The 25,878-nt window shown below is 69.9% G+C and carries 21 protein-coding genes and 2 pseudogenes; 10 read left to right on the forward strand and 13 right to left on the reverse strand.

Going from position 1 to position 25,878, the window contains the following annotated elements; translation table 11 throughout:
- Positions 1 to 13 precede the first annotated feature (13 nt).
- The 3 genes and pseudogenes from ACTWQN_RS27155 to ACTWQN_RS27165 all read right to left on the reverse strand — a co-directional run.
- A complete protein-coding gene (locus tag ACTWQN_RS27155) occupies positions 14 to 469 on the reverse strand; it encodes an SRPBCC family protein (protein WP_443206415.1) in 456 nt (151 codons plus the stop codon).
- Positions 470 to 626: 157 nt separating this feature from the next.
- On the reverse strand, positions 627 to 791 hold the full coding sequence (locus ACTWQN_RS27160) for a hypothetical protein (RefSeq protein WP_443206504.1): 165 nt from the start codon (positions 789 to 791) through the stop codon (positions 627 to 629).
- Positions 792 to 810: 19 nt separating this feature from the next.
- Positions 811 to 1,194: pseudogene (locus ACTWQN_RS27165) on the reverse strand (Scr1 family TA system antitoxin-like transcriptional regulator); the annotation flags it as partial.
- An 87-nt stretch (positions 1,195 to 1,281) separates the two neighbouring features.
- Here ACTWQN_RS27165 and ACTWQN_RS27170 point away from each other — a divergent pair.
- A complete protein-coding gene (locus ACTWQN_RS27170; protein WP_443206416.1) occupies positions 1,282 to 2,217 on the forward strand; it encodes a hypothetical protein in 936 nt (311 codons plus the stop codon).
- Positions 2,218 to 2,456: 239 nt separating this feature from the next.
- Here ACTWQN_RS27170 and uvrA read toward each other — a convergent pair whose 3' ends face one another.
- Positions 2,457 to 5,318: an excinuclease ABC subunit UvrA gene (gene uvrA, locus ACTWQN_RS27175; protein ID WP_443206417.1), complete on the reverse strand. Its 2,862-nt coding sequence runs from the start codon at positions 5,316 to 5,318 to the stop codon at positions 2,457 to 2,459.
- 319 nt (positions 5,319 to 5,637) lie between these two features.
- Here uvrA and ACTWQN_RS27180 point away from each other — a divergent pair, with 319 nt between their 5' ends.
- The 7 genes and pseudogenes from ACTWQN_RS27180 (at position 5,638) to ACTWQN_RS27210 (ending at position 13,329) form a co-directional block, all read left to right on the forward strand.
- Positions 5,638 to 6,417, forward strand: a complete 780-nt coding sequence (locus tag ACTWQN_RS27180) for a maleylpyruvate isomerase family mycothiol-dependent enzyme (RefSeq protein WP_443206418.1) — start codon at positions 5,638 to 5,640, stop codon at positions 6,415 to 6,417.
- Between the two features lie 147 nt (positions 6,418 to 6,564).
- A complete protein-coding gene (locus tag ACTWQN_RS27185; protein WP_443206419.1) occupies positions 6,565 to 7,059 on the forward strand; it encodes a DUF7144 family membrane protein in 495 nt (164 codons plus the stop codon).
- 67 nt (positions 7,060 to 7,126) lie between these two features.
- The gene (locus ACTWQN_RS27190; RefSeq protein WP_443206420.1) at positions 7,127 to 7,804 is read left to right on the forward strand and encodes an MBL fold metallo-hydrolase; all 678 of its coding nucleotides are present in this window, start codon (positions 7,127 to 7,129) and stop codon (positions 7,802 to 7,804) included.
- A 233-nt stretch (positions 7,805 to 8,037) separates the two neighbouring features.
- Positions 8,038 to 8,169, forward strand: a pseudogene (locus ACTWQN_RS27195) (MBL fold metallo-hydrolase); the annotation flags it as partial.
- Between the two features lie 95 nt (positions 8,170 to 8,264).
- Positions 8,265 to 11,003 carry an ATP-binding protein gene (locus tag ACTWQN_RS27200; RefSeq protein WP_443206421.1) on the forward strand — a complete coding sequence of 913 codons (2,739 nt, stop codon included), beginning with the start codon at positions 8,265 to 8,267 and terminating at the stop codon, positions 11,001 to 11,003.
- 210 nt (positions 11,004 to 11,213) lie between these two features.
- Positions 11,214 to 12,236, forward strand: a complete 1,023-nt coding sequence (locus ACTWQN_RS27205; protein ID WP_443206422.1) for an alpha/beta fold hydrolase — start codon at positions 11,214 to 11,216, stop codon at positions 12,234 to 12,236.
- Between the two features lie 91 nt (positions 12,237 to 12,327).
- Positions 12,328 to 13,329 (forward strand): LacI family DNA-binding transcriptional regulator, encoded by a 1,002-nt coding sequence (locus ACTWQN_RS27210; protein WP_443206423.1) that lies wholly within the window; start codon positions 12,328 to 12,330, stop codon positions 13,327 to 13,329.
- Here the strand turns inward: ACTWQN_RS27210 and ACTWQN_RS27215 are convergent.
- The 7 genes from ACTWQN_RS27215 to ACTWQN_RS27245 are packed head-to-tail and all read right to left on the reverse strand — an operon-like array spanning position 13,321 to position 20,551.
- The gene (locus ACTWQN_RS27215) at positions 13,321 to 14,379 is read right to left on the reverse strand and encodes a C45 family autoproteolytic acyltransferase/hydrolase (protein WP_443206424.1); all 1,059 of its coding nucleotides are present in this window, start codon (positions 14,377 to 14,379) and stop codon (positions 13,321 to 13,323) included. The two genes, ACTWQN_RS27210 and ACTWQN_RS27215, sit on opposite strands and share 9 nt — an antisense overlap.
- Positions 14,380 to 14,404: 25 nt before the next feature.
- Positions 14,405 to 15,409: a P1 family peptidase gene (locus tag ACTWQN_RS27220; RefSeq protein WP_443206425.1), complete on the reverse strand. Its 1,005-nt coding sequence runs from the start codon at positions 15,407 to 15,409 to the stop codon at positions 14,405 to 14,407.
- Positions 15,406 to 16,155 (reverse strand): ABC transporter ATP-binding protein, encoded by a 750-nt coding sequence (locus ACTWQN_RS27225; protein WP_443206426.1) that lies wholly within the window; start codon positions 16,153 to 16,155, stop codon positions 15,406 to 15,408. Before ACTWQN_RS27225 ends, ACTWQN_RS27220 begins: the two co-directional genes overlap by 4 nt.
- Positions 16,152 to 17,117, reverse strand: coding sequence for an ABC transporter ATP-binding protein (locus tag ACTWQN_RS27230; protein WP_443206427.1), 966 nt, complete (start codon positions 17,115 to 17,117; stop codon positions 16,152 to 16,154). Before ACTWQN_RS27230 ends, ACTWQN_RS27225 begins: the two co-directional genes overlap by 4 nt.
- Positions 17,114 to 17,953: an ABC transporter permease gene (locus ACTWQN_RS27235; protein ID WP_443206428.1), complete on the reverse strand. Its 840-nt coding sequence runs from the start codon at positions 17,951 to 17,953 to the stop codon at positions 17,114 to 17,116. Before ACTWQN_RS27235 ends, ACTWQN_RS27230 begins: the two co-directional genes overlap by 4 nt.
- On the reverse strand, positions 17,950 to 18,918 hold the full coding sequence (locus ACTWQN_RS27240; protein WP_443206429.1) for an ABC transporter permease: 969 nt from the start codon (positions 18,916 to 18,918) through the stop codon (positions 17,950 to 17,952). Before ACTWQN_RS27240 ends, ACTWQN_RS27235 begins: the two co-directional genes overlap by 4 nt.
- A 31-nt stretch (positions 18,919 to 18,949) precedes the next feature.
- Positions 18,950 to 20,551, reverse strand: a complete 1,602-nt coding sequence (locus tag ACTWQN_RS27245) for an ABC transporter substrate-binding protein (RefSeq protein ID WP_443206430.1) — start codon at positions 20,549 to 20,551, stop codon at positions 18,950 to 18,952.
- Positions 20,552 to 20,856: 305 nt separating this feature from the next.
- On the opposite strand from ACTWQN_RS27245, the gene ACTWQN_RS27250 reads away from it, so the two are divergent.
- Positions 20,857 to 22,788 carry a primary-amine oxidase gene (locus ACTWQN_RS27250; RefSeq protein ID WP_443206431.1) on the forward strand — a complete coding sequence of 644 codons (1,932 nt, stop codon included), beginning with the start codon at positions 20,857 to 20,859 and terminating at the stop codon, positions 22,786 to 22,788.
- Between the two features lie 45 nt (positions 22,789 to 22,833).
- On the opposite strand, the gene ACTWQN_RS27255 is transcribed toward ACTWQN_RS27250, so the two are convergent.
- Positions 22,834 to 23,442: a nucleotidyltransferase domain-containing protein gene (locus tag ACTWQN_RS27255; RefSeq protein WP_443206432.1), complete on the reverse strand. Its 609-nt coding sequence runs from the start codon at positions 23,440 to 23,442 to the stop codon at positions 22,834 to 22,836.
- A gap of 150 nt (positions 23,443 to 23,592) precedes the next feature.
- Between ACTWQN_RS27255 and ligD the strand changes: the two genes are divergently transcribed.
- A complete protein-coding gene (ligD, locus tag ACTWQN_RS27260; protein ID WP_443206433.1) occupies positions 23,593 to 24,591 on the forward strand; it encodes a non-homologous end-joining DNA ligase in 999 nt (332 codons plus the stop codon).
- Between the two features lie 30 nt (positions 24,592 to 24,621).
- On the opposite strand, the gene ACTWQN_RS27265 is transcribed toward ligD, so the two are convergent.
- A complete protein-coding gene (locus tag ACTWQN_RS27265; protein ID WP_443206434.1) occupies positions 24,622 to 25,875 on the reverse strand; it encodes a DUF418 domain-containing protein in 1,254 nt (417 codons plus the stop codon).
- Between the last annotated feature and the right edge of the window lie 3 nt (positions 25,876 to 25,878).

Below are 25,878 nucleotides of genomic sequence, written 5' to 3' on the forward strand. Positions count from 1 at the left end.
CTCGGGGCGAAGGTCAGACCGGTTCTGCCTGGTTGTCCTCCACGTAGGACTTCAAGCGCCGCAAGGTGGCTTCGATCGATGCCAAGTTCTGCTTGGGCAAACCGGTGCGGGTCACCAGTTTCGGCAGCATCGTCGCGTAGTCGTAGGTCTCGGTGACCTTGGTGGCCGAGTCGCCTTCCGGTTCCAGCTCGTAACGCCAGCGGCAGGGCAGGATATGCCGCCACGCGATCAGGCGGTTCTCCTCGTACTCCACCACGGTGTTGGTCATCCGGTAGCCGACGCCCCGGTGCATCCGCATCCCGAACTTCGAGCCGAGCACCAGCCGCTCCGGACCGCTCAACTCCCCCTGCACCGTGCCGGAGCCGTCGATGAGCGAGTGCTTTCGCGGATCGGCCAGCACGTCGAACACCGCCTCCGGCGAGGCCTGCACGATCAAGCTGCTGAACACCGAGTGCTCGTTCTGCGCCATGCCCCGAACCTAGTGACACGAAGTAACAAACCGGGCACGACCGGAGCCGCGTTGGTCGTGAGTGCCAAAACCGGCTCCAACCGGCTTTCGCACTCACGACCACTCGACACACGTTGGCAGGTTCTGGCTCCGGCTGGCCTCGCGCCACATGCACTGATCAGTAATCCACAGCCGCCACGCTCTTGGCAGTCTTGCGTAGCAGCATTTTCGAGGTCTTCGGATTCAGCGCGACCCGAGTCACGTGCTCCACTGCCTGCTCGTAGGTGGCGACGTCGTCGTACTCGTGCACGAACAACCCGGACCGCCTGTTCTCCAACGCCATGGGTCAAATCCTGCTTGATCAGCGAAAATCCACCCTCTAGCGACGGGTTCCAGCCACTTCCGCACGGCGCGATTCGCAGGTCGATGTTCGGCCGCTCGCTCATCTCGATCAAGTCCCGGAGCTGCTCGACCATGGTCTCGCGGTCGCCAACCACCTGGCGAAGTGCCCCTTCCCCCACCAACGCAAGCAATCGAGCGGGCTCCCTGCGGACAATGACATCTTTCCGACCGATTCTGATCGCGGCTCGCGTGGCGACCTCGCCAACCGGAACGCCACCAGCCGACATGATCGCTCGCGTTTCGTCCCGCAGCCGAGCAAGAACAGGGCATGCGGGGACGAGGTCAGCCGCCGTCGGGCACGGAGGGTCGTGAGTGCGAAAAACGGTTTGATCCGGATTTCGCACTCACGACCATAGGACGCGCTTGGTGGCTCAGGTGTCGGCTAGGGCGCGGGCGCGGAAGGGAGCGGGACTCGCCCCGGGGAGCTCGGCGTGATCGAACTCGACGACAGTTCCGAGCGCGGTGGGGTCGCTGCGCTGCGCGAAATTCCATGCGGATCCTGGGAACTCGTCTGTCTCGCCGAGCGCTCGGACAGGTTCGGGGCGGCGGCCGCCGGGAGCGCACCACTTGTGCCGATGATCCACGCCATACGATTGCCGCGTCTTGCCCAAAACCCTTCGCTGGCTTGGACCAGCAAGACAACAAGTTTCCGAGGGATCGATCAGATGGTTCATGAACTGTCGGAGCTCACTGACTACGAGCGCCGGTACGTCGGGATGCTCGACGAGCTTTCGCGTGCTCCGGAAGTTGAGGTCCTGCACGAGCAGCGGGGGCCAGTCGAGAGGGAGGTCGGAGACGCCGCGGCCACCCTCACGTTGATTGCCGAGGAGTTCCCCGGCGTGGCCCTTGACCCGACGCTGGACCGGTGCTTCCTCCGTTTCGAAGCGGTGTCCGGTCACTGGGGCATCGAGCGCGGCGACATGTATCTGACGGGGGAGTTCTCAGTCCGCCATCTCGGCGCCGCGATGTTCGCAACAGCCGAGGATCTGGAGACCGAAGAGAGCACCGAGTTCGAAGCGCAGCTGTGCGAAGAGCTGCGGCCGTTCGATGAACATCCGAAGGGCGGCGGTGGCACTCTGGCGGGCTTGCGGATCCAGCCTGGCGTGGCTTCCCCGCAGGTGTGGTTCTACAACGGAACCAGCAGCTTTTACCAGCTGGACCTGGATTACTGCGAATACCTCGATGCGCTCCTGGTGACCAAGGGAACCTACGGCTGGCAGTACCTGTTCGCGGATGTGGACGGCCGGAACATGGACTTCCAGTTCGCGGCCGAGGGCCTGCGGAACATGCTGCGAGTCTTTCCCGAAATCTTCCCCGACTACGACTACGAACCGTTCCAGGCACGCCTTGCCGAGCGACTGCGCTAATCCGAGTGCCAGCCGCCGCAGGGCATCCAACGGCCACTTCGCCGCGCTGCTCGGCGTGCGAGCTGACCCCAGCGGCTCCAGCCAGGAATCGGCGCCTGTTCACCAGCGGGCTCCAGCGCGTCGAGGTGGCGCTTCCCGAGCTGTGACGCGTCGAGCCACCGGCCCAACATCGGGCTCCAGCAAGATCTTTGCGACCGGCAGCGCCTCGGCACCCGATACGGGTACCGAGGCGCTATTGCTCAGCTTTCGGCGAGGGCGCGGGCGAGGAAGTGGCCGGTGTAGCTCTCCTCGATCTCGGCGAGCTCCTCCGGGGTTCCTTCGGCCACCAGGCTGCCGCCGCCGGAACCACCCTCCGGTCCCATGTCCAGCACCCAGTCCGCCGTCTTGATGACGTCGAGGTTGTGCTCGATCACGATGACGGTGTTGCCCTTGTCCACCAGGCCGTTGATCACGCCGAGCAGCTTGCGGATGTCCTCGAAGTGCAACCCCGTGGTCGGCTCGTCCAGGACGTAGACCGTCTTGCCGGTGGACCGCTTCTGCAGCTCGCTGGCCAGTTTCACGCGCTGCGCCTCACCACCGGAGAGCGTCGGCGCGGGCTGTCCCAGCCGGACGTAGCCCAGCCCGACGTCCACCAGCGTCTTCAGGTGCCGGTGGATGGCGGTGATCGGTTCGAAGAACCCCGCGGCCTCCTCGATCGGCATGTCGAGGACCTCGGCGATCGTCTTGCCCTTGTAGTGCACCTCCAGGGTTTCCCGGTTGTACCGGGCGCCCTTGCACACCTCGCACGGCACGTACACGTCCGGCAGGAAGTTCATCTCGATCTTCAGCGTGCCGTCACCGGCGCACGCCTCGCACCGGCCGCCCTTGACGTTGAACGAGAACCGGCCCGGCAGGTAGCCGCGCACCTTCGCCTCGGCGGTCGCCGCGAACAGCTTGCGGATGTTGTCGAACACGCCGGTGTAGGTGGCCGGGTTCGAGCGCGGGGTGCGGCCGATCGGCGACTGGTCGACCTGCACCAGCTTGTCCACCAGCTCCAAGCCCCGGACCCTGGTGTGCCGACCGGGCACCTGCCGGGCGCCGTTGAGCTTGTTCGCCAGCACCGCGGCGAGGATGTCGTTGACCAGCGTCGACTTCCCCGAACCGGACACCCCGGTGACCGCCACCAGGCACCCCAGCGGGAACGCCACGTCGATCTTGCGGAGGTTGTGCTCGCGCGCCCCGACCACCGTCAACTGCCGCTTGCGGTCGCGCGCACGCCGCACCCCGGGCAGCGGGATCTGCTTGCGCCGCGCGAGGTAGTCACCGGTCAGCGACTTCTTGTTGTCCAACAGCTCCTTGTAGGGTCCACTGTGGACGACCTGGCCGCCGTGCTCCCCCGCGCCGGGTCCGATGTCGACCACCCAGTCCGCGCTGCGCACGGTGTCCTCGTCGTGCTCGACGACGATCAGCGTGTTGCCCAGGTCCCGCAGCCGGTTGAGGGTCTCCAGCAGCCGGTGGTTGTCCCGCTGGTGCAGGCCGATCGACGGCTCGTCCAGCACGTAGAGCACGCCGACCAGCCCCGAACCGATCTGGGTGGCCAATCGGATGCGCTGCGCCTCGCCACCGGAGAGCGTCCCGGCCGCGCGGTCCAGCGACAGGTAGTCCAGCCCGACGTCGAGCAGAAAACCCAACCGCGCCTGCACTTCCTTGAGCACCCGCCCAGCGATCATCTGCTCCCGGGGCCCCAGCACCAACCCGTTGAGGAATCCGGCGCAGTCGCGCACGCTCAGCGCGCTGACCTCGGCGATGGAGAGCTCGCCCAGGTCGTCGTTCTCCATCGTCACGGCCAGGATCTCGGGCTTGAGCCGGGTCCCGTCGCAGGCCGGGCACGGCACTTCCCGCATGTAGCCCTCGTACTTCTCGCGGGCGTAGTCGGATTCGGTCTGCTCCAGCCGCCGTTCCAGGAACGGGATCACGCCCTCGTAGCTGGCGTAGTAGGAGCGGGTCCGCCCGTAGCGGTTGCGGTACCGGACGTGCACCTGGTCGCTGGTGCCGTGCAGCACCGCCTTCTTGACCTTGGTGGACAGCTGCCGCCACGGCGCGTCCATCCGGAACCCGACGGCCTCCGACAGCGAAGTGAGCAGCCGGGTGAAGTACTCGGCGGTGTGCCCACCGGCCCACGGCGCGATCGCACCGTCGGCCAGCGAGAGCTCCTCGTCCGGCACCACGAGTTCTGGGTCGACCTCCTTGCGGATGCCCAACCCCAAGCACTCCTGGCAGGCACCGTAGGGCGAGTTGAACGAGAACGACCGGGGTTCGAGCTCGTCCACGCCCAGCGGGTGGCCGTTGGGGCAGGCCAGGTTCTCGGAGAACTTCCGCTCCCGGTTCGGGTCGTCCTCGTCGAGGTCGATGAACTCGATCAGCACCAGCCCGTCGGCCAACCGCAGCGCGGTTTCCACCGAATCGGTCAGCCGCTGCTTCGCGGTGGCCTTCACGGTGAGCCGGTCGATGACCACCGCGATGTCGTGCTTCTCCTGCTTCTTCAGCTTCGGCGGGGCCTCCAGCGGATGCACCACGCCGTCGATGCGGGCTCGCGCGTAGCCCTGCGACTGCAGCTGTTCGAACAGGTCGACGTACTCGCCCTTGCGTCCGCGCACCACCGGGGCGAGCACCTGGAACTTGGCCCGTTCGGGCATCTCCAGCACCTGGTCCACGATCTGCTGCGGGGTCTGCTTGCTGATCGGCTCACCGCAGGTCGGGCAGTGCGCTTTGCCGGCCCGCGCGTACAGCAGCCGCAGGTAGTCGTAGACCTCGGTGATGGTGCCCACCGTCGACCGCGGGTTGCGGTTGGTGGATTTCTGGTCGATCGACACCGCCGGGGACAGGCCCTCGATGAAGTCCACATCGGGCTTGTCCATCTGGCCGAGGAACTGCCGGGCGTAGGCGGACAGCGATTCGACGTAGCGCCGCTGGCCCTCCGCGAAGATGGTGTCGAAGGCCAGGCTCGACTTCCCGGAGCCGGACAGCCCGGTGAAAACGATCAGGCTGTCTCGGGGCAGATCGAGGTCGATCCCGCGCAGGTTGTGCTCACGGGCGCCGCGAACGACAAGGCGGTCAGCCACAGTGATCCCTTCGAAAAGTTCTGGCGAAAAGTTCTGGCGTTGACGTGGACGCGCGCCGACTCGAACGATGCATCGGCGGGTGCGCGACGTCGCCCGTCCATGCTATTCGGGGCCCCTGACAGTCCCGGATCGCGTGCGGCGCGCAGTCCGGCAATCACCTTCCCGTAACTCGTCCGAGTGAGTTACGCGGAGGTCGACCGCCACGCTCCGACGATACGCAAATTCCCCCGGAATGGGCACTGTCGCCGCTGTGGCCTGCGCAATTAAGCTCGATGCTTCACCGCTCGCGAGCTCCCCTCGTTCACGCAGAGGTTGACCCATGGCTGACATCGCTCTCGGGAGCGGTGGCCGCAGCAGTGCGCAGTACGCGGCCGCCGCGCAACTCGCCCACCAGGTCACTGCCCAACTCGCCGCCATCGAACGCGCCAGCCGACGGCTGCTGGACACCGTCGCCGAGCTCGACGAGCTCGCGGTGCGCCAGGCCAGCCTGCTGCCCGGCTGGAGCAGAGCGCACGTGATGACGCACCTGGCGCGCAACGCCGACGGCTTCGGGAACCTGCTGATCTGGGCGCGAACCGGCATCGAGCACCCGATGTACGCCAGCGGCGACGACCGGGACGGAGCCATCGCCGAAGGCGCGACGCGCAGTCGGCGGTTGCTGCTGGAGGACCTGGCCGCCTCCTGCGACCGGTTCGAGCACGGCGCTCGCACGCTGCCCGCCAGCGCGTGGACGGCGGAGATAGCCGACGCGGTGGGCGATCCGATGCCCGCGCACCACCTGCTGCGCCTGCGGCTGCTGGAGGTGTGGGTGCACCTGATCGACCTCGACCGGGGCGTCGGCTTCGACGACATCCCGCAGCGGGACGTGGAGCAGCTGCTGGAGGACGCGGTGCAGCAGTTCGGCGGTCGCCCGGACGTCCCGGCGCTGTCCGTGGAGGTCGACTTCGGCGATCACCGGCGGAGCTGGGACCTGCGCGGCACCACCGCCCCGCCGAGTCGGGTGCGCGGTGCGCCGGGCCCGATGCTGGGCTGGCTGCTGGGCCGCAACGGGCCGGAACGCCTCGACGGCGACGTGCCCGAACTGCCCGCCTGGCTGTAGCGGTCGGTTCTTCTCGCGCAGCTCCACGCGCTGCTGCTGGCCCCTCGATGCGCGATGCCGGTGTCCCCCTGCCGAGCTGCACGACTGACCCGAACGCGCGACTCTGGTGCTGGACATGCCATCGAGCACGTGGAGGGGGCGTTCACGATGTCCAGTCCACCGACCGGGCCCGGTTTCGAGGAAAAGGCCGAGACCAAGGCACCTGAAGGCGAGACCAAGGCACCTGAAGAGCAGAAGCGCTGGGCGATGGCCCCCGCGCAGCCGACGGCCGGGACGTCGGGGTGGCTGGCGTTCGCGGGTACGCTGATCGTGCTGGTCGGCATCTTCGACATCATCAGCGGCCTGACCTCGTTGTTCCGGCCCGACTACTTCCTGGTCGCAGCTGGCGAGCTGTTGATCTTCGACTTCACCACGTGGGGCTGGATCTGGCTCGCGCTGGGCGTCGTGCAGGCCGTGGTCGGCGTGGGCTGCCTGCTCGGGCAGATGTGGGCACGGGTGGCTGGCATCGTCCTGGCCGCGCTGTGCGCGATCGGCCACATCGCGTTCCTCGCCGCGTTCCCGGTCTGGTCGCTGCTGGTGATCGCCTTGTCCGTGCTGGTGATCTACGCGCTGGTCGTGCCAGCCAAGACAGCGTCCGCCTGACCTGTGAAAACCCGGACACCGCGGATCTTGCGCCGGAACGGGGAAACCGCGCGTTAGGCTCGCCTCCGTGGAGCTTCAAGGACAGTACACCGGGCACGTCGAGCCAGGCGGCGCCGCGGCGCGCCGCGAGCTGGACGCGCTGACCATCACCAAGATCTCGGTCGGCCCGATGGACAACAACGCCTACCTGCTGGTGTGCCGCCGCACCGGGGACGCGCTGCTGATCGACGCCGCCAACGACTCCGAACGGCTGGCCGACCTGCTCGGCCACGACGACCAGCGCCCGCGACTGCGCACCATCGTCACCACCCACCAGCACGCCGACCACTGGCAGGCCCTCGGGGCGGTCGCCGGTCAGACGGGCTGCTTCACCGTCTCGCACCCGGCGGATGCCGAGGCGCTGCCGGTTCCGCCGGACCGCTTGGTGGAGCACGGCGACACCATCGAGGTCGGCGACGCCAAGCTGTCGGTGATCCACCTGCGCGGCCACACCCCGGGTTCGATCGCGCTGCTCTACCGCGACCCGACCGGCCACCCCCACCTGTTCACCGGCGACTCGCTGTTCCCGGGCGGGGTGGGCAAGACCTCCTCGCCGGAGAACTTCCGGTCGCTGATCGACGACGTGGCGGATCGGATCTTCGCCGAACTCCCCGGCGACACGTGGTTCTACCCGGGACACGGCGACGACTCCACCCTCGGCGAACAAAAACCACACATCGACGAGTGGCGCCAACGCGGCTGGTAAGAATTTTCAAACGGGGCCGCCTGACATGTTTAGGTGGCCCCGTCGACTGCGCAGGGTGGCGAGCCGCAGGTACATGGTCGCGGCCAACACCGCGCCGAAGCCGTTCCCCAGCATCACGCGCTCGTACTCTGCAATAGCAGGAAGCAGCTCCTCGACCTGTCGGTGGATCTTGCTGTCAAATGTCGGTTCAGTTGTCTGCAGGATGTCGGTCCAGCTCGCCGTGAGATGTACAGATCGACGACGTGGTGGATCGGATCTTCGCCGAACTCCCCGACGACACGTGGTTCTACCCGGGACACGGCGACGACTCCACCCTCGGCGAACAAAAACCACACATCGACGAGTGGCGCCAACGCGGCTGGTGAGGTCCCGGTCAGTGGCCGGGTGCGGCGTGCCATAGCCTGCGGTCAAGCAGCGCGGTTGGCGCGGTTGCACGGTGATGAGGGTTTGGAGCGGGGGGATGTCGCTCTTCGGGCGTGAGCAGGAGACGAAGCGACTGTTCGAAATGATCGACGGGGTTCGCCATCGCGGTGGCGCCCTGATCATTCGAGGCGAGGCCGGTATCGGGAAGTCGGCTCTGCTGGCCGAGGTGGGCGCGCGTGCCGCGAATTCCGAGATGCGCGTGCTCACCACGATCGGCGTGGAGTCCGAGGCGCAGCTGCCCTACGCCGGGTTGCACCAGCTCCTGCACCCGATCCGGGCGGGTGTTGACGCACTCCCCGGCCCGCAGGGCGCTGCGCTGCGGGCCGCGCTCGGTCTCACCGATGAGGCGGTGCCGGACGTTTTCCTGGTCGGCCTGGCCGCCCTGAACCTGCTGGCCGAGGCCGCCGCCGACGCGCCGCTGGTGCTCATCGCCGAGGACGTCCACCGGTTGGACCGGTCCAGCGCCGATGTGCTCGCCTTCGTGGCGCGCCGCCTGGAGTCCGAGCCCATCGTGCTGATCCTGACCGCGCGGGACGGCGCGATCTCGCGCTTCGACGAAGCGGGACTGCCTTCGATGCAGGTCGAGCCGCTGCCGGAGGACACCGCGGCCGAACTGCTCGATGCGGTCGCGCCCGACCTCGCAGCGCCGGTTCGGTCGCGACTGCTGGCGGAGGCGGCCGGTAATCCGCTGGCGCTTACGGAACTGCCCGACGCGGTGCGCAGGCTGGGCGGCGACCGGCTGCTGCCCACCACCTTGCCGCTGACCGTCCGCCTCGAACGGGCGTTCACCGCCCGCGTGGTGGAACTGCCCGCCGAGACCCGCACGAGCCTGCTGATCGCCGCGCTGGACGACAGCGGCTCGATCGCCGAGACCCTGGCAGCCACCACAGCGGCACTCGGGACAGCGGTCGACGTGGCGGTTCTGACGCCAGCGGTCGAAGCCCGGCTGATCGAACTCGGTCCTGGCACGCTGACCTTCCGGCATCCCCTGATGCGCGCGGCGATCCCGCACTCGGCGGACGCCGCCGAACGGCAAGCGGCCCATCGCGCGCTGGCCGAGGTGCTGAGCGGGCAGCCGGACCGGCGGGCCTGGCACCGAGCGGCGGCCACCGCCGGGAGGGACGAGAGCGTCGCCGTCGAACTGGAGCTGACCGCGGACCGCGCGCAGCGCCGGGGCGGCGTCGCCGCGGCCGTCGCGGCACTGGAGCAATCGGCGCGGTGCAGCGATGTTCCGGCTCGGCGGGCCGAACGGCTGCTGCGGGCGGCGGACCTCGCAGTCGAGTCGGGCCGCCGGGACGTCGTCGAACGCCTGCTGGCCGAGGCGGCCACGTTGGAGCTCTCGGCACGGCAACGAGCGCAGGGCACCTGGCTGTTGAGCAGCTTCGACGACGGGATGCGCGGCGACACGACGGGGCCGGTGGAGCTCGCCGGGCTGGCCGAGTCGGTCGCCGCCGACGGGGATGTCGACCTGGCCATGCGCATCCTGTGGGGCGCCGGGATGCGCTGTTTCTGGACCGAGCCCGGCCCGGTGGCCCGGCAGCACCTCATGACCGTGGCGGACCGGCTGCCCATCGACGACCGCGACCCGCGCATGGTGGCCATCTCGGCGTACGTCGCTCCGATCGAGCGCGGCGGCGCGGTGCTGGCCAACCTCCGGGAACTGGCCGGAGTTTCGGGCGGGGACCCGCAGGTGGAACGCTTCCTGGGCAGCGCCGCGTTGCAGGTCGGGGCGTTCGACCTGTCGGCGCGGTTCTCCGCTGCCGCGCTGTCCGGGCTGCGCGCCCAGGGCAGGCTCGGCTTGCTGACGCGGGCGCTGGCCGTGCAGGCGTGGAGTGCGGTGCGCCTCGGTGACCTGGTGGTGGCGCTGCCCGCCGCGGAGGAGGCCAGCCGACTCGCCCAGGAGACCAACCAGCCGTTCATGTACGGGTTGGCCAGAGCGGTGCAGGCCGAGATCGCCGCGCTGCGCGGTGATTGCGAGCAGGCCTGGGGGCTGGCCGCGGAGGCGGAGCAGGTCGGGTTGGCGGCGGGCGCGCGTCCGGTGCTGGCCACCGTGCAGTTGGCGCGCGGCCGGACCGCGCTGGGCGAGGGGCGCTACGCCGACGCCTTCGCGGACCTGCGGCGGATGCACGACCCCGCCGACCCGGCGTACCAGCTCGCCCTGCGCGGCTATGCCATCGCAGAGCTCGCCGAAGCCGCCATCCGCACCGGCCAGACCGACGCGATGCACGAGATCCTGGGCGAACTGGAGACGTTCGCGTCGTCGACGCCGTCACCGGCGCTGCACATCGGCCTGCGCTACGTGCGGGCCGTCCTCGCGCAGGGCGACGACGCGGCGGGGTTGTTCCACGCCGCGCTGGCTGCCGACCTGACCGGGTGGCCGCTGGAACGCGCCCGCATCCAGCTGGTTTTCGGTGAATGGCTGCGGCGGCAGCGCCGGGTGGCCGAGTCCCGCCTGCACCTCCGGGCGGCCCGCGAGACCTGCGACGCACTGGGGCTGATCCGGTGGAGCGAGCGGGCGCGCGGCGAATTGCGTGCCGCCGGTGAGACGAGCCCCCGGCGCAGCGCGGACGCCCGCGACCAGCTCACCGCGCACGAGGTGAGCATCGCCCAGCTGGCCGCCGAGGGGCTGACCAACCGCGAGATCGGTCAGCGGCTCTACCTGTCCCACCGGACGGTGAGCACGCACCTGCACCGGATCTTCCCCAAGCTCGGCATCAGCTCCCGCGCCGAGCTCGGACAGGTGCTGCGGCCCAGCACCGAGCCGCCTTCCGCCTAGCGCGCTGCGCGGTGACGTACCCGAACACCGTCACCTGACGGACGCGAGCCGATCGCCGGGTACCTATAGTCGCAGCCGTGCACCACCGAGAACTCGCGGCATGAGCCGCCCTCCCGACAAACGAGCCAATACGCGATCGAGCGGCACCTTGCTGGTGCTGCTCGATCGTGCTGAACGCACGAATACGAACAATTCGCAGGAGAATTCCAGATGATCAGCAGGAGGCAATTTTCGCAGGCTTTCGCGGCGGCGGTGGCGGGAACCTCGCTCGCCAGTTGCGCAGCGATGCCCGCTTCGGCGCCCGCGGCTGCTTCCGCACCGACTGGTGCTGGGACGAAGATGTCGTTCGGACCGCTGAGGCAGGTCGACGCCGGTGTGTTGAACATCGGATACGCCGAAACCGGTCCCGGTGATGGTCCTGCGGTAATTCTCTTGCACGGCTGGCCATACGACATCTACAGCTACGTCGATGTCGCCCCGGTGCTGGCAGCGGCGGGTTACCGGGTGATCGTTCCGTATCTGCGCGGCTACGGGACCACGAACTTCCGCTCGGCCGAAACGTTCCGGAATGCCCAGCAATCGGCGGTCGCCCTCGACGTCATCGCCCTGATGGACGCCCTCAAGATCGACAAGGCGATCCTCGGCGGCTTCGACTGGGGTGCGCGGACCGCCGACGTGATAGCGGCGCTGTGGCCGCAACGCTGCAAAGCGCTGGTGTCCGTGAGCGGTTACCTGATCACCAACCTCAAATCGAACCTGCAGCCGCTGCCGCCCGCGAGCGAATTGGCGTGGTGGTACCAGTACTACTTCGCCACCGAACGCGGTGTGCTCGGCTACCGCGCGAATCGGCACGACTTCAACAAGCTCATCTGGACGATCGCCTCGCCGAAGTGGAAATTCGACGATGCCACCTTCGAACGCACCGCGGCATCCTTCAACAACCCGGATCACGTCAGCATCGTCGTCCACAACTACCGCTGGCGGCTGAGTCTGGCCGCAGGCGAGCCGCAATACGACTCCCTCGAACAGAAACTCGCCGAATCTCCGGTCATCACCGTGCCCACGATCACCATCGCCAGTGATTTCGACGGCGCCGCCGCGGACGGAGCGGCGTATCGCAAGCAGTTCACGGGCAAGTATTCGCACCGAATCCTCAAGGACATCGGCCACAACGTGCCGCAAGAAGCCCCGCAGGACTTCGCCAGGGCCATCATCGACGTCGACCGCTACTGATGCGCGAAATCGCCCCGCGCGACCGGTAGCACGCGTGGCGGGCGCGCATGACCTGGCACGCGGCGGAATCCGCCCGGCTATCGTGTCTGCCGTGAGCACGGATGAGCCGGTCACGCTGGTGGCGGTGGCACGGGCCGCCGGGGTGTCGAAAACCACTGCCTCCGATGCCCTGCGCAACTCCGGCCGGGTGTCGGAGGCGACCCGCGCCCGGGTGGCCGAGACCGCGATCCGGCTCGGCTACGCGCCCAATCCGTCGGCCCGTTCGCTGCGGATGGCCACCACTGGCGCGATCGGTTTGCACCTGCCGGACAACCTGACCCGGTCCGAGTACTACATGTCGTTCGCCTTCGGCGCCGTCGAGCAGGCCGCGCGGCTGAACTACAACGTCACCCTCATCATGTCCCGGCAGCTCTCCGGCCCCGGCGCGTTCCTCCCGGTCGACGGCGTGATCCTGGCGGATCCGCTGGAAACCGACCCGGTGGTGCACGGACTGATGTCTTCCCGCGTGCCGGTGGTGACCTGCGAGCGGTTCACCGGGCAGGCCAGCCCGGACGGCGTGGTGCGCTCCGAGCACGCGGCGATGTTCGAGGAACTGCTCGACCGGCTGCACACCGTCGGCGCCCGCCGCCCGGCGCTGCTGGCCTCCAGCGCGGCCGGTGACTGGGGAGCCAGCTTGCAGGCCTCGTTCCGGCAGTGGTGCCGCCGAACCGGGGCACCCGCGCTGCTGCGCGAATTGCCGTTCGGCACCGCCGCCGACGAGGTACCGGACTGCGTTCGGGATCTGCTCAGCGACCAGCCCGAACTGGACGCGCTGGTGTGCGCGCCGGATGGCGCGGCGATGGTGGCCCTGCCGGTGCTGCGCGATGCGGGCCGCCGGATCGGCGGCGATCTGCTGCTGGCGTCCTGTGTGGACAGCGCACCGCTGCGGCACGCGGACCCGCCGATCACCGCGATCGACCTGCGTCCGCGCGAGGCCGGTGCGGAATGCGCGCGGCTGTTGTTCGACATCCTCTCCGGTACCGCGCCCAAGGGCACCGAACGCGCCTTGCGGATCGGGATCAACGAGCGGCGCTCGACCCGGCCGTCAGGCTGACTGCCACGTCGTGGCCGCCACCCCGCACGGACCGCCGGGGTGGACGTGGAGCCGGTGGTCGGCCAGGTCGAGGCTGATCGTCGCCAGCGTCTGCCAGCGCTGGTGCGGGGGCAGCTCCGGGTCCGGGTGCGCGCACACCGCGCGCAGTGCGTGGGCGCGCTGGGTGCGGTCGGCTTCCCGCAGTTCGTCGGCCCGCTCCCGCAAGCTCGCCAGCCGCTGGTCGGTGGTGGAGACCTCCGGTGTGGTCCGCTCCCCCTCGGCGAGCTTCGGGTCCAGGAAGTGGTTGGTGTGCAGCAGCGTTCCGGTGTCGTCGGCGGGAATCTCGGCGACCCCGTCGGGGCAGAGTTCCAGGGCGCTCGCGGCCGAGCGCTGCCCGTCGAAGGTGACGACGGTGAGCACCGAGGAGGCCGACAGCCGTGCCGACCTGGCCAGCTCGACGGCCGCTTCGACGCTGGTGGCCTCGTCGAGGATCCGGCGGGCGACGACGTGCACCGGGACGCCGATCCGGTCGTGGTCGGAGTCGTGGCGCAGCACGTTGAAGTGCAGGCCGAGCCCGGCGCTGTTCACACCGATCTTGCCGACCACGCCGAACTCGGTGAAGGTGCGCACCTGGTGGCCGGGTCGCGGTTGGAAGGAGTGGATCAGCATCCCGTCGCGCAGCACGTCGTGCCAGTCCCAGGTCTGCACCGTGCGGGGCGCAACCACGTTGCCCGGCAACACCACCGAGGTGGAGCAGTCGCCTTCGCCGAGGTGCGCGGCAGCGGCCAGCACCTCCGTCCGGGCGTTGAGGGCACCCAACTGCCACCGCGCCAGCCCGGCGCCCTCCGCCATCGCGGCGATCTCCACGGCCAGCCGCGGCGCCCACTCCGCGGTGCGCCGCACTGCCTGCTCGCCCCACTCGCGGACCTGGCCGCGGCTGGCGCCGACCGCGTCGAAAAGCTCGGCGTAGCCGGTGAAACTCGCCTGCAGCTCGGTTCGCCAGGTGTGCCCGAGCGCCCATCCGCGATCGGCGGCGTCGAGCTCCGTTGAAACGTGGGTGGGAATCGGCATGGCGCACTCCTTCGGAATTCCGGTGTCAGCGGGCGCTGCTGAGGACCGCGTCCCAGGCGACCTCACCGGCCAGGGCGCCGAGCCCGGCGGCCGTCGTGCCGGTGAGGTCCACCTCGTCGGTGGTCAGCGCGAACAGCACGTCGCCGTCGAGTTCGGTGTGGAACGGCTGGATGGCCCGGTGCATCGAGCTGTGCACCTGGATGCCCAGCTGGTGCAGCGCGGAGTCGGGCAGCCGCACGTTGGTCACCAGCACCGTCAGCGTCGTGTTCCCTGCCACGGTAGGCACCGGCTGCGCCCCGGTGGCCGCCGCCAGGTAGTCGTCGACCGGCGGGTGGCGGTGTCCGGTTTCCTCGTGGAAGTTGCCGCGCACGATCCGGCCGTCCCGGTCCACGATCACCCCCACCGCGTTGACCACGGTCGCGACCAGCACCTTCAGCTCGCCGAAGGTTCGGAATGCCGCGCCCTGCCCGGCGAACTCGGCCCGCGCGAAGTCGATCTTGCCCACCGTGGCGGCGCGGCCCGCACCGCACCGGCCGACCGGGAACTCCCCTTCCTTGGCGCGCCGCAGGGCGGCCCGGCCGAGTGCGGCGTCCGGGGCGATGGCGGTGTCGCGCGCCGAGAAGTCGTAGATGACCGCACCGGAGACGTGTTGCAGCGCGGACCAGTGGGTGCGGTTGTCGACGCGGTGCAGCAGTTCGGTGCTGACCCCCGCCGCCGCCTCCAGCCCGTACACCGACCCACCCGCCAGCACGATCGCCTGGTGCACCTGGTAACCGCCGCTGAGCCCGACCGCGCCGCCGCGCGCGTCGATCGCGGTGCGCGCGCCGTCGGGGATGTGGATGACGGTGCATCCGGTGGGGCCCTCGGCGTACTCGGCGGTGCCGACGAAAACGCCGGGGATGTCGAAGGTGACCGACGCACGGCCCGGACTGGGCTGCGGTGCCAGCGCGACGTCGTCGTTGGTGACCGCTCCCGCCGCGAAGCTCGACGGTTCGGCGACCCGGAGATTCGCGGTGTTCTCGCTGATCACAATGCCTCCACCAGTTTTCGTGAGTACGCGTGGCGCGGGGTGCGGTAGAACACCGCCGCATCGGCGGTTTCGACGATCTCGCCGTGCCGCAGGACCGCGACCCGATCGGCCACGTAGCGAACGGCACCGAGATCGTGCGAGATGAACAGCGCCGCGAAACCGAACTCCGCCTGCAGGTCCTTGATCAGGTTGAGGATCTGGGCCTGGACCGAGACGTCCAGCGCGCTGACCGCCTCGTCGAAGACGATGAACGGCGGCCGGGTGATCAGCGCCCGCGCGATCGACACCCGCTGCCGCTGCCCGCCGGAGAGCTGGTGCGGGTACCGCCGCACGACGGAAGCGTCCAGGCCGACCTGCACCAGGGCTTCCAGCACTTGCCGCTCGGGTTTCGGCGTGCCCAGCACCGCTAGTGGTTCGGCCACGCACTGGCCGATGAGCATGCGCGGGTTCAGCGACCACTGCGGGTGCTGCAACACGGCCTGCATCCGGCCCGCCAACGCCCGTCGCCGCTTCGGGAACGGGCTGCCCTGGAACCGCACCGACCCGGTGCTCGGGCGTTGCAGTCCCAGCGCCACCATGCTCGTGGTGGTCTTGCCGGAACCGGATTCCCCCACCAGACCGAGGGTTTCGCCGGGCGCCAGCCGCAGCGAGACGTCGCGCACCGCGTGCACGGTCGACCGCCGCCACGGTGGGCCGGAGCGGAAGGTCACCGAGACCCTGTCGAGTTCGAGAACCGGTTCGTTCATCCGCGCGCTCCGACCACGACCGGATCATCCGCCCGGTGGCAGACCACCGTCCAGCCGGACGAACCGCTCACCCGGGGCCGGGAACCGGTGCAGACGTCGATGGCCACCGGGCATCTCGGGGCGAACGAACACCCGGCGGCCGGACCGGTCAGCACCGGCGGCTGGCCGGGGATCGGCACCAGCCGGACACCTTCGGCGACGGTGCTCGGCACGGATCTGGCCAGCGCCGCGGTGTACGGGTGGCGTGGCGCCGACAGCACCTGCGCGGCGGGTCCGGATTCGACGATCCGGCCGCCGTACATCACCGCCACGCGGGCACATCGGCGGGCGACGGTGGGCAGGTCGTGGCTCAACCACAGCACGGTGGTGCCTGCCGATTCGGCCAGCGCGAACACCACGTCGAGCACCTCCTCGCGGACCTGACCGTCGAGGGCGGCGGTCGGCTCGTCAGCGATCAGGATCTCCGGGCGGGCGGCCATCGCCATCGCGATGGCGACCCGTTGCGCCATCCCGCCGGAGAGCTGGTGCGGATAGGACCGCGCGACCCGCGCCGGATCGCGCAGCCGAACACCGTCCAAAATGGACAGGATGCGCTCCCGGTCCCGATCGCCGAGCACCAGGCCGAGTTGGCGGCCGACCCGCATGGTGGGGTCGAGGGCGCCGATGGGGTCCTGGAAGATGAAGCCGAGCCGATCCCGCCGCAGCTGGCGAAGTGCCCTGCTGCTCAGCTGCCCCACCACCGCCCCGTCGATGCGGACCTGGCCGCCGGTGATCCGCGCCGTTCCCGGCAGCAGTCCGCCGATCGCGGCGGCGAGGGTGGATTTGCCCGATCCGCTCTCCCCGACGATGCCGACGGTCTCGCCGCGGCCGACGAGGAGTTCGGCGCCGTCGAGCGCGCGGGCCGCGCGCTGTCCCGTTTCGTAGTCGACGACGAGATCGTCGACGCGCAGCAAGTCGGTCATGCCAGCGACCTCGGTTCCCTGGGTTCCAGACGGTCCCGCAGACCGTCGCCGAGCACGTTGATGGCCAGGATCGCCACCACCAGGACGATTCCGGGGACGACCAGCAGCCAGGGCGCGGCGAGCAGGTAGATCCCGCCCTGCTGGATCAGCACCCCCAGCGACGACTGCGGCGGCTGCACCCCGAAGCCCAGGAACCCGAGCCCGCCCTCGACGAGGATGCCGACCGACAGCGCGTAGGTCGCCTGCACCACGACGGTGCCCGCGACGCCCGGCAGCACGTGCCGGGTGAGGATGCGCGGCCACCCGGCGCCGCTGATGAGCGCCGAGGTGACGTATTCGCGCTGCGCCACCGTGCGCGCGGCGGTGCGCACCAGCCTGGTCATCAGCGGAATCGTGACCAGCACGATGCTGGACATCGTCGTGGTCTGGCCGGGCCCGAGGATCGCGGCGACCAGGATCGCCAGCACGATCGTCGGGAACGCCGAGAGCACATCGGCCAGCCGCAGCACCAATTCGCCCAGCCAGCCGCCCCGGTACCCGGCGACGATGCCCAACAGGGTGCTCAGCGCGGCCGTCACCAGCACCGCGATCGTCGACAGCAGCAACGTCGTGCCGATGCCCGCCAACACGCGCGGCAGCATCGAGCGGCCGAGGTGGTCGGTGCCGAAGGGCCACTGCGCGCTCGGCGGCGCCAGCCTCGGTCCGACGATCAGCGCCGCGCTTTCCCCGGCGCCGCAGGCGAATCCGGCCAGCGCCGCCGCCACCAGCACGGTCAGGCAGCCGAGCGCGATGCGCTCCAACAGGTCCAGCGTCCGCAACCGGGTCCGCAGCCTCATCCCCGCCTCCGTCGCGACGAGACGCCCAGCCGAGGGTCGAGCACGCCCACGACGGCGTCGGCGAACATGTTCAGCAGCACGAAGACCACCGCCGCGAGCAGCACGCCCGCCTGGACCACCGCGTAGTCCCGGCGGCCGACCGCCTGCACGACGTACGAGCCGACACCGGGCAGGTTGAACAGGTACTCGATGATCACCGCGCCGCCCAGCAGGTAGGCGGTGATCGTGGTCAGCACGACGACCACCGGCGGCGCGGCGTTGCGCAGCACGTGCCGCAGCACGATGGACCTCGGCGACGCGCCGCGCGCGACCGCGGCGGTGATGTAGGGCTCCACCAACACGTTCAGCACCGCGTCGCGGGTGGTGCGGGCGGTGACCGAGATCGCGAACACCGACAGCACGGCGGCGGGCAGCAGCATGGTTCGCAGGTTGTCCCAAGGGTTTTCGCCGAACGGCGTGTACTCCCCGATCGTCAGGCCGAGCGCGTACCGCGAGAAGACGAAGACCACCAGGCTGCCCAGCACGAACTCCGGCACGCTCACGCCGAATCCGCTGACCAACCGACCGAGCCAGCCGCCGCGACCACCGGCGCGCAGCGCGGTGTGCACACCGAGCGGGAGTCCGAAGAGGACCGCCGCGACCATGCCGAGCAGCGTCAGTTCGACGGTCACCGGCAGCCGCAGCAGGAATTCCGCGGTGACCGGCTCCCCGCTGATCATCGAGCTGCCCAAGTCGCCGCCCAGCACCGCGGCGGACCAGCGGCCGTACTGCACCGCGATGCTCTGGTCGAGCCCGTAATCGGCGGCGACCGCCGCCCGCTGCTGCGGGCTGGCGAACGGCCCCAGCACCACTTCGGCGAAGCCGCCGGGCATCAGCCGGGCCGCGGCGAAGATCAGCACCGAGACGACCAGCAGGGTGAGCACCGCGCTCAGCGCTCGGCGCGCCCACCAGGAAAGCAGCCGCATCAACCCGTCCCTTCCGCTGTCGCGCGCCCGGCTACCGCAGCGCCCGGAATTCGGCGATCCGCTGGTACGGGTTGCCGTAGCCCTCTTCGGCGTAGACCGTGGGACTGACCAGATCCACCCGGTAGGCGACCACCACCGGGCGCGTGACCAGCGGGATCATCTGCGCGTCCTGGTCGACGGCGGTGCACAGCGCTTGCAGCGCGGCGGTCCGCTGCGCGCCCTCGGTGGTCGCGTTGACCGCCTCGATCGCCTGGTTCAGCGCCGGATTCGACCGCATGAACCCGATGTTGAAACCGGCGGCGTCCGGGTTCCACCACTGCGGGACCATCCCGGCGTCGGCGTAACCGGCGAACCAGGACAGCGCGGCGTCGAACCGGGCGGGCACCTCGCCGTAGACCTCGCCCGCCCAGCTGCCCTCGTCCAACTGCTCGATCGTCACCTGGATCCCGATCCGCGCCAGGTTCTGCTGCACCACCTGGGCGACCGCGGGAGCGGGCTCGGTGGAGTAGATGGCCAGCGAGAAGGACAGGTTCTCGGCACCGGCCTCGCGCAGCAGTTGCCGAGCGCGCTCCAGGCCAGCGGTGGCCGACGGCAGTTGGGCCGGGTGGCACGCGCCGGGCAGGTCGACCGGGGTGGCACCGGTGGGTTTGCCGAGGCCGCCGGTGGCCATGGCGGCGATCTGCGGGCGGTCCAGCGCGATGTTGATCGCCGTCCGCACCCGCTGGTCGGCGAACTTCGTGTCCGGCGCCTTGGTGTTGAGCATCAGGTAGTAGTAGTCGGTCGCCGCCTGCGGTCGGACGTCGATCGTCCGGTTTCCGGCGAAAACCCTTGGCGCGTCGACGTTTCCCAGCATCGCCAGGTCGGCGCTGCGATTCTGCAACGCGGCCATCCGGGTCTGCTCCTGCGGCACGATCGCGACGTTGACCGTGTCGGCCGCGGGCAGGCCCGGCGCCCAGTAGCCCGGCCGCCGCTTGAACCGCCACGACACGTCCTGCCGGTGTGCGTCCACCACGAACGGGCCGGTGCCCAGCATGGTCTTCGACAGGTCCACCGACCCGTTGTCGACTTCGACCATCGGCAGCACCGCGGCCGGTACGTTGGCCAGCGCGGCCAGGAACGGCGTGTACGGGCGGGCGAGGACGAACTCGACGGTGCGCTCGTCGAGCTTGGTCACCGACTCGACCGGCCCGACCTGGGCGCGCCACACGCCCTGCCCGGCCAGCAGCCGACGCATGCTGCCGACCACGTCGTCGGCGGTCATCGCCCGGCCGTTGGCGAAGGTCACGCCCGGCCGCAGCCGGAAGACGTACCTGGTGGGGCTCGGGGTTTCCCAGCTCTCGGCCAGACCGGGGTCGATCCGGAAGCCGGGCCCCATCTCGACCAGCGTCTCGTAGGACAGCGACAGCAACTGCCACGAGGTGGCCACCTCCGCCAGTTGCGGATCGAGCCCGGTGGTGGTGCCGATGTCCACCGGCATCTGCAGTTCGACCGTGCCACCGGCCGGGATCTTCGCATCGGCGACGGCGAGGTAGCCCGGTACCAGCGGCCCGATCGGCGGCGCGGTGCCGCCCGGCGCGCATCCGGCGGCCAGCAGCGCGGCGGCCACCAGCACGGCCGACCATCTGGATCGCATCGAGCCCTGACCTCCCGGCGGGCACGCCCGCATCGTCACATGTCGGCGGCCCGGACCGGGATCGCCGGAACGTTCCGACATGGGCAGCGATTAAACGACCGGCCGCACTGCCCGGTCAAGCCCGTTTCGAGATCCCGACACGAACTGGAAACCCGTTCGCCATCGGTGAGTTCGCCGACTCCGCGACGAATCGTTGACCATCCGGTCGGCATCCGGTTAGCCTCTTGCGAGGACTATGCCGGAACGTTCCGGCATTCGGCTGGGAATAGCGACAGTGTTGGAAATAGCGACAGTGAGGAACGGCCGTGACGGACCGCTGCCACGCACCCGCTCGGGACACCGCCGCCGCGGCGCACCCGCTCGCGCCGCTGACCGCAGCGGAAATCGCCGCGGTGCGCGAAATCCTCCAAACCGACGGGACGCTTCGAAGCAGCACCCGGTTCTGCTACGTCGGGCTCGCCGAACCGGCCAAGGACGCCCTCGACGCAGCCGACCTCCCCCGCGAGGCGCGCGTGCTGCTGCTGGACGTCGAAACCGGCGATGCCGAGGACGTGCTCGTCTCGCTCACCGACGCCGCCGTCGGCACCCGAACCCCGATCGATCCGCGCACGGCGGGCCAGGTTCCGGTGCTGCCGGAGGAACACGAGCTGGTGCGCCAGATCATGGCCGCCGACGAAGGCTGGCAGCACGCCCTGCGGCGGCGCGGCATCGACGACCCGCACCAGGTCTACCTCGCGGCGCTGTCCGCCGGGCGCTTCGCGTCGATCCCCGACGGCGGGCGGCGACTGGTGCGGGTGCTGGCGCACTGGCGCCCCGAACCGTCCACAATGGTCTGGGCGCATCCGGTCGACGGACTGCTGGCCTACGTCGACCTCATCGCGCGGACCGTGCTGGAGATCGTCGACACCGGGGCGACCCCGATCCCGCAGGAATCCGGCGATTACGACGATCCCGAGGTGCGCGGCCCGCTGCGCACCACGCTGCGCCCCATCGAGATCACCCAGCCCGACGGACCGAGCTTCACCGTGCGGGATCACGAACTGCACTGGGAGAACTGGAGCCTGCGCATCGGCTACGACATGCGCGAAGGGCTCGTGCTGCACCAGATCGGCTTCCGTGACGGCGACCGGCTGCGACCGGTGCTGCACCGCGCCTCGGTCGCCGAGATGATCGTGCCCTACGCCGACCCGGGCCCGATCCGATTCTGGCAGAACTACTTCGACACCGGCGAATACCTGCTGGGACGGCTGGCCAACAGCCTCGAACTGGGCTGCGACTGCCTGGGCGAGATCACCTACCTGGACGCGATCGTCAGCAACGGCGCCGGTGAGCCGGTGACGCTGGCCAACGCGATCTGCATCCACGAGGAGGACGCCGGAGTGCTGTGGAAGCACAGCGACCCGGCCAGCGGCAGCAAGCAGACCCGCCGCCAGCGGCGACTGGTCGTCTCCTTCTTCGTGACCGTCGGCAACTACGACTACGGCTTCTACTGGTACCTCTACCTCGACGGCACCATCGAGTTGGCGGCCAAGGCCACCGGCGTGGTGTTCACCGCCCACTACGACGAGCGGGTGGCGCCCTACGCCTCCCAGGTCGCACCCGACCTCGCCGCGCCGTACCACCAGCACCTGTTCAACGCCCGGCTGGACATGGCCGTCGACGGCACCACCAACGCGGTCGACGAGGTCCAGGCGCAGCGGGTGCCCATCGGGCCGGAGAACCCCTTCGGCAACGCCTTCCGGCGCAGCACCCGGCGGCTGGCCACCGAAGCGCAGGCGCAGCGCAACGCCGCCCCCGAACTCGGCCGGAGCTGGCAGGTGATCAACACCGAGCGCCGCAACCGGCTCGGCGAACACCCCGGCTACGCGCTGATCCCGCAGGCCTCGCCGACGCTGCTGGCCGACGAGGCGTCCGACATCCACGGCCGGGCCACCTTCGCGACCAAGCACCTGTGGGTCACCCGCTACGCGCCCGACGAGCGCTACCCGGCCGGTGACCTGGTCAACCAGAGCGCGCCCGGTGCCGGGTTGCCCGAGTACACCAGCGCCGACCGGGACATCGACGGCGCCGATCTGGTGCTGTGGCACACCTTCGGGATGACGCACTTCCCACGGCCCGAGGACTGGCCGGTGATGCCGGTCGACAGCTGCGGCTTCACCCTCAAACCGGTCGGCTTCTTCGACCACAATCCAACCCTCGACGTACCTCCGACCCCGGGGCCGCACTGCGCCACCTGAGCGGGTCCTGCTCGCCACCCGGAAGCTGAACGCGACCGAACCCGTTCAGGCGAGTGCGGGCAGCCAGGGATGCGGCCCGTAGGTGGTGCTGATCGCGTCAGCCAGCCAACCGCGCTGCCGCGCGTCGAGCTCGGGCAGCACGGCGTCGAAGTCGACCTCGTCCTTGGCCCTGGGCGCTTTCGCCTTGTAGAACAGTTGAACTTCGGGCGCGAGGTAGGGGATGCCGTCCCGATTCGTGCGGCCGAGTGCCGTGATCGGGCGGCGCAGGTCAGCGTTGCGCCGCGAAACCCACTCGGCACCGCACGACTCGTCCAGCATGACCTGGATCCGCCAGGACCGGTCGGGACCCGGTCGGCACCAGATGTCGTGCACGCCGACCGGCAACCTCTCGCCGGGCTGCCAGGGGCGGAGCACGCCTGGCGGGTCGGCGGCCCAGCAGTCCCAGCCGGACAGGGCGCGCTGGACGGCCAGCTGGTCGCGGCGGAGCACCAGGACATCGATGTCGTCGTGGTGGCGCAGCGGACGGCCCAGCGCGAGCTCGATCGCATACCCACCGGCCAGCCACCACGGTGCGGACAGCCCGCCCAGCAGCCGCCGAACCTCTGCCGGGGTGTCCGGCTCCCAGCTGCCGTAGGGGGTGTCCGCGGCGGGCATGGCGGAATCCTCTCCGATGGTGGTTCGACGTGGTGAGCCGCCGTCCGGGCTGCGATAACGCGGGCGTTGGTCCGGGGCCGGGCCTACCCTGTCCCCTTGGAGGCTGCTCGGCGCGACCGGGGCCGCGCCGTTCGGGGTGGAGGCGGAGTCATGGCTGAGGCTGTCAAGTTGGACATCGGGGGCACCGAGGTGTCGGTGTCGCACCCCGAAAAGGTTTTCTTCAGCCAGCGCGGTGAGACGAAACTCGACCTGATCCGCTACTACCAGGCCGTTGCCGAGCCGCTGATGACCGCTTTGCGGGGGCGACCGCTGCTGTTGGAGCGGTACCCGGACGGGGCGGGCGGCAAGTCCTTCTTCCAGAAGCGGGTGCCGAAGTCCGCCCCGCCGTGGTTGCGGACCACCGTGGTGGCCACCCCCAACGGCACCACCAGCGACGCGCTGGTGGCCGCCGACCTGGCGCACGTCATCTGGGGCGTCAACCTCGGCTGCCTGGGCTTCCACGTGTGGCCGTACCACGCCGACTCCTCCGAGTTCACCGACGAACTGCGCATCGACCTCGACCCGTCCCCCGGAGTCCGGTTTCCGCAGGTGCGGGAGGCGGCTTCGGTCACGCGCGAGATGCTCGGCGAACTCGGCATCGATGCGCGGCTGAAGACCTCCGGATCGCGCGGTCTGCACATCTACGCCGCGCTGCAACGGCGCTGGGACAGCTACGAAGTGCGGGCGGCCGCGGTCGCGCTGGCCCGCGCGCTCGAACAGCGCCGACCCGACCTGATCACCGCGAAGTGGTGGAAGGAGGAACGCGGCGCTCGGGTGTTCGTGGACTTCAACCAGAACGCGCCGCACAAGACCGTTTTCGGCGCCTGGTGCGCGCGTCCCCGCGTCGGTGCGCAGGTGTCGACGCCGATCAGCTGGGACGAGCTGGCCGACGTCGAGCCCGACGCGCTCACCATCGCCACCGTGCCGAAGCGGGTGGCCGAACAGGGCGATCCCTGGGCCGACCAGCAGCCGCAGTCGATCGAGCCGCTGCTGGAGTGGTCGCGCCGCGATCTGGCCGCCGGGCTCGGTGACGCCCCGTGGCCGCCGGTCTACCCCAAGCAGCCCGGCGAACCACCACGGGTCGCGCCCAGTCGCGCCAAGCGCACCTGAGTCCACTTCGGACTCCCACGCACCGGCAGGTCAGCGGGCCAGCGCCGTGGACGCCCGAGTCGATGCCCAGTGCAGCACCCGTTCCAGCGGGCCACGACCGAGAAGCGGTCGCCACAGCCCGCAGAACAGCACACTGACCAGCGCGAGCGCGGTCAGCGGCAGCCACGGGTGCGCCGTCAGGAATGCCGGGTCGGCGTCCATCACGAACTTCAGCGCCACGGCTTGCAGCGTGTAGACGGTCAACGCCAGCGCACCGACGGCCGTCAGCGGCGCGAGCACGGTTCGCAGCCGATCGACGACCATCAGGCACAGCGCGAGAGCCGCCAGGGCGAAACCAGTGGAGCCCACGATCTCGAACGTGGTGCCGGAGTGCGGTGCGTCGAGCAGCAGCAGCGCCGGATTGCTGGTGGGCACCGTCCCGAAGCTCACCATCCGCAGGAGTTCCAGCGGGGTCCTGCCGACCTGGTCGGCCATCGGTCGCAGCGCATCCAGGATCGGAGCCAACGCGCGGATACCGCCGAACACATTGAGGGCGAGCCAGGATCCGCCGTACCCGAGCACCGCAAGGCCGATGCCGGAGCCGAGCAGCCGCAGCCGAACCGCCGTCGAGCGCAGGTCGAGCCGCCCGACGGCGAGACCGACCAGCACGAACGGCATCCACGTCAACACCGGGTACGCACCGTCCAGCAGCAGCCGCAGCAACCCGGCCCCCGCATCGGATAGCGACGCCAGGTCGCTGAAGGACAACGCACCACCCGCGGTCTCGCCGCCGAGCGAACGCCGGATGAAGTAGGACACCAGCGGCGCGACGACGGCCCAGATCCCAGCGGATGCCAGGAGCACCCGCGGCCGCAACACCAGCACCGGCAGGGCCAGCACGAAGTACACGGCGTAGTACGACAGGATCACCATGATCGGGGTGCCGAGCTGGGTTAGCGCCATGCCGAGCACGAAAAGGATCGCCGCGCGCACCGCGATGCGGATCCGGTCCCTCCGCAGCGCCAGACCCTCGTGCGGGCGGCTGCCGCCGGTCAGCAGCGCCAGCGACACCCCGGCCAGCGTGGCGAACAGGATCGAGGCGTGGCCGTTGCCGAAGGCGGCCAACACCTCGGCGGCCGTGCCCGCGTGCGGATCGAGCATCAGCGGTCCGATGTGCGCGACGAACATGCCCAGCACGGCCAGCGCACGGGCCAGATCGACACCGTGCAACCGGGTTTGACCAGCCTGCGCGGCGTCGACGCCGCGGGGCAGCACGACTGTTGGACTTTCACTCGGGTAAGCCATGCG

Origin of the sequence: Saccharopolyspora antiqui (assembly GCF_052246905.1) — a bacterium.
Taxonomy (GTDB): Bacteria; Actinomycetota; Actinomycetes; order Mycobacteriales; family Pseudonocardiaceae; genus Saccharopolyspora.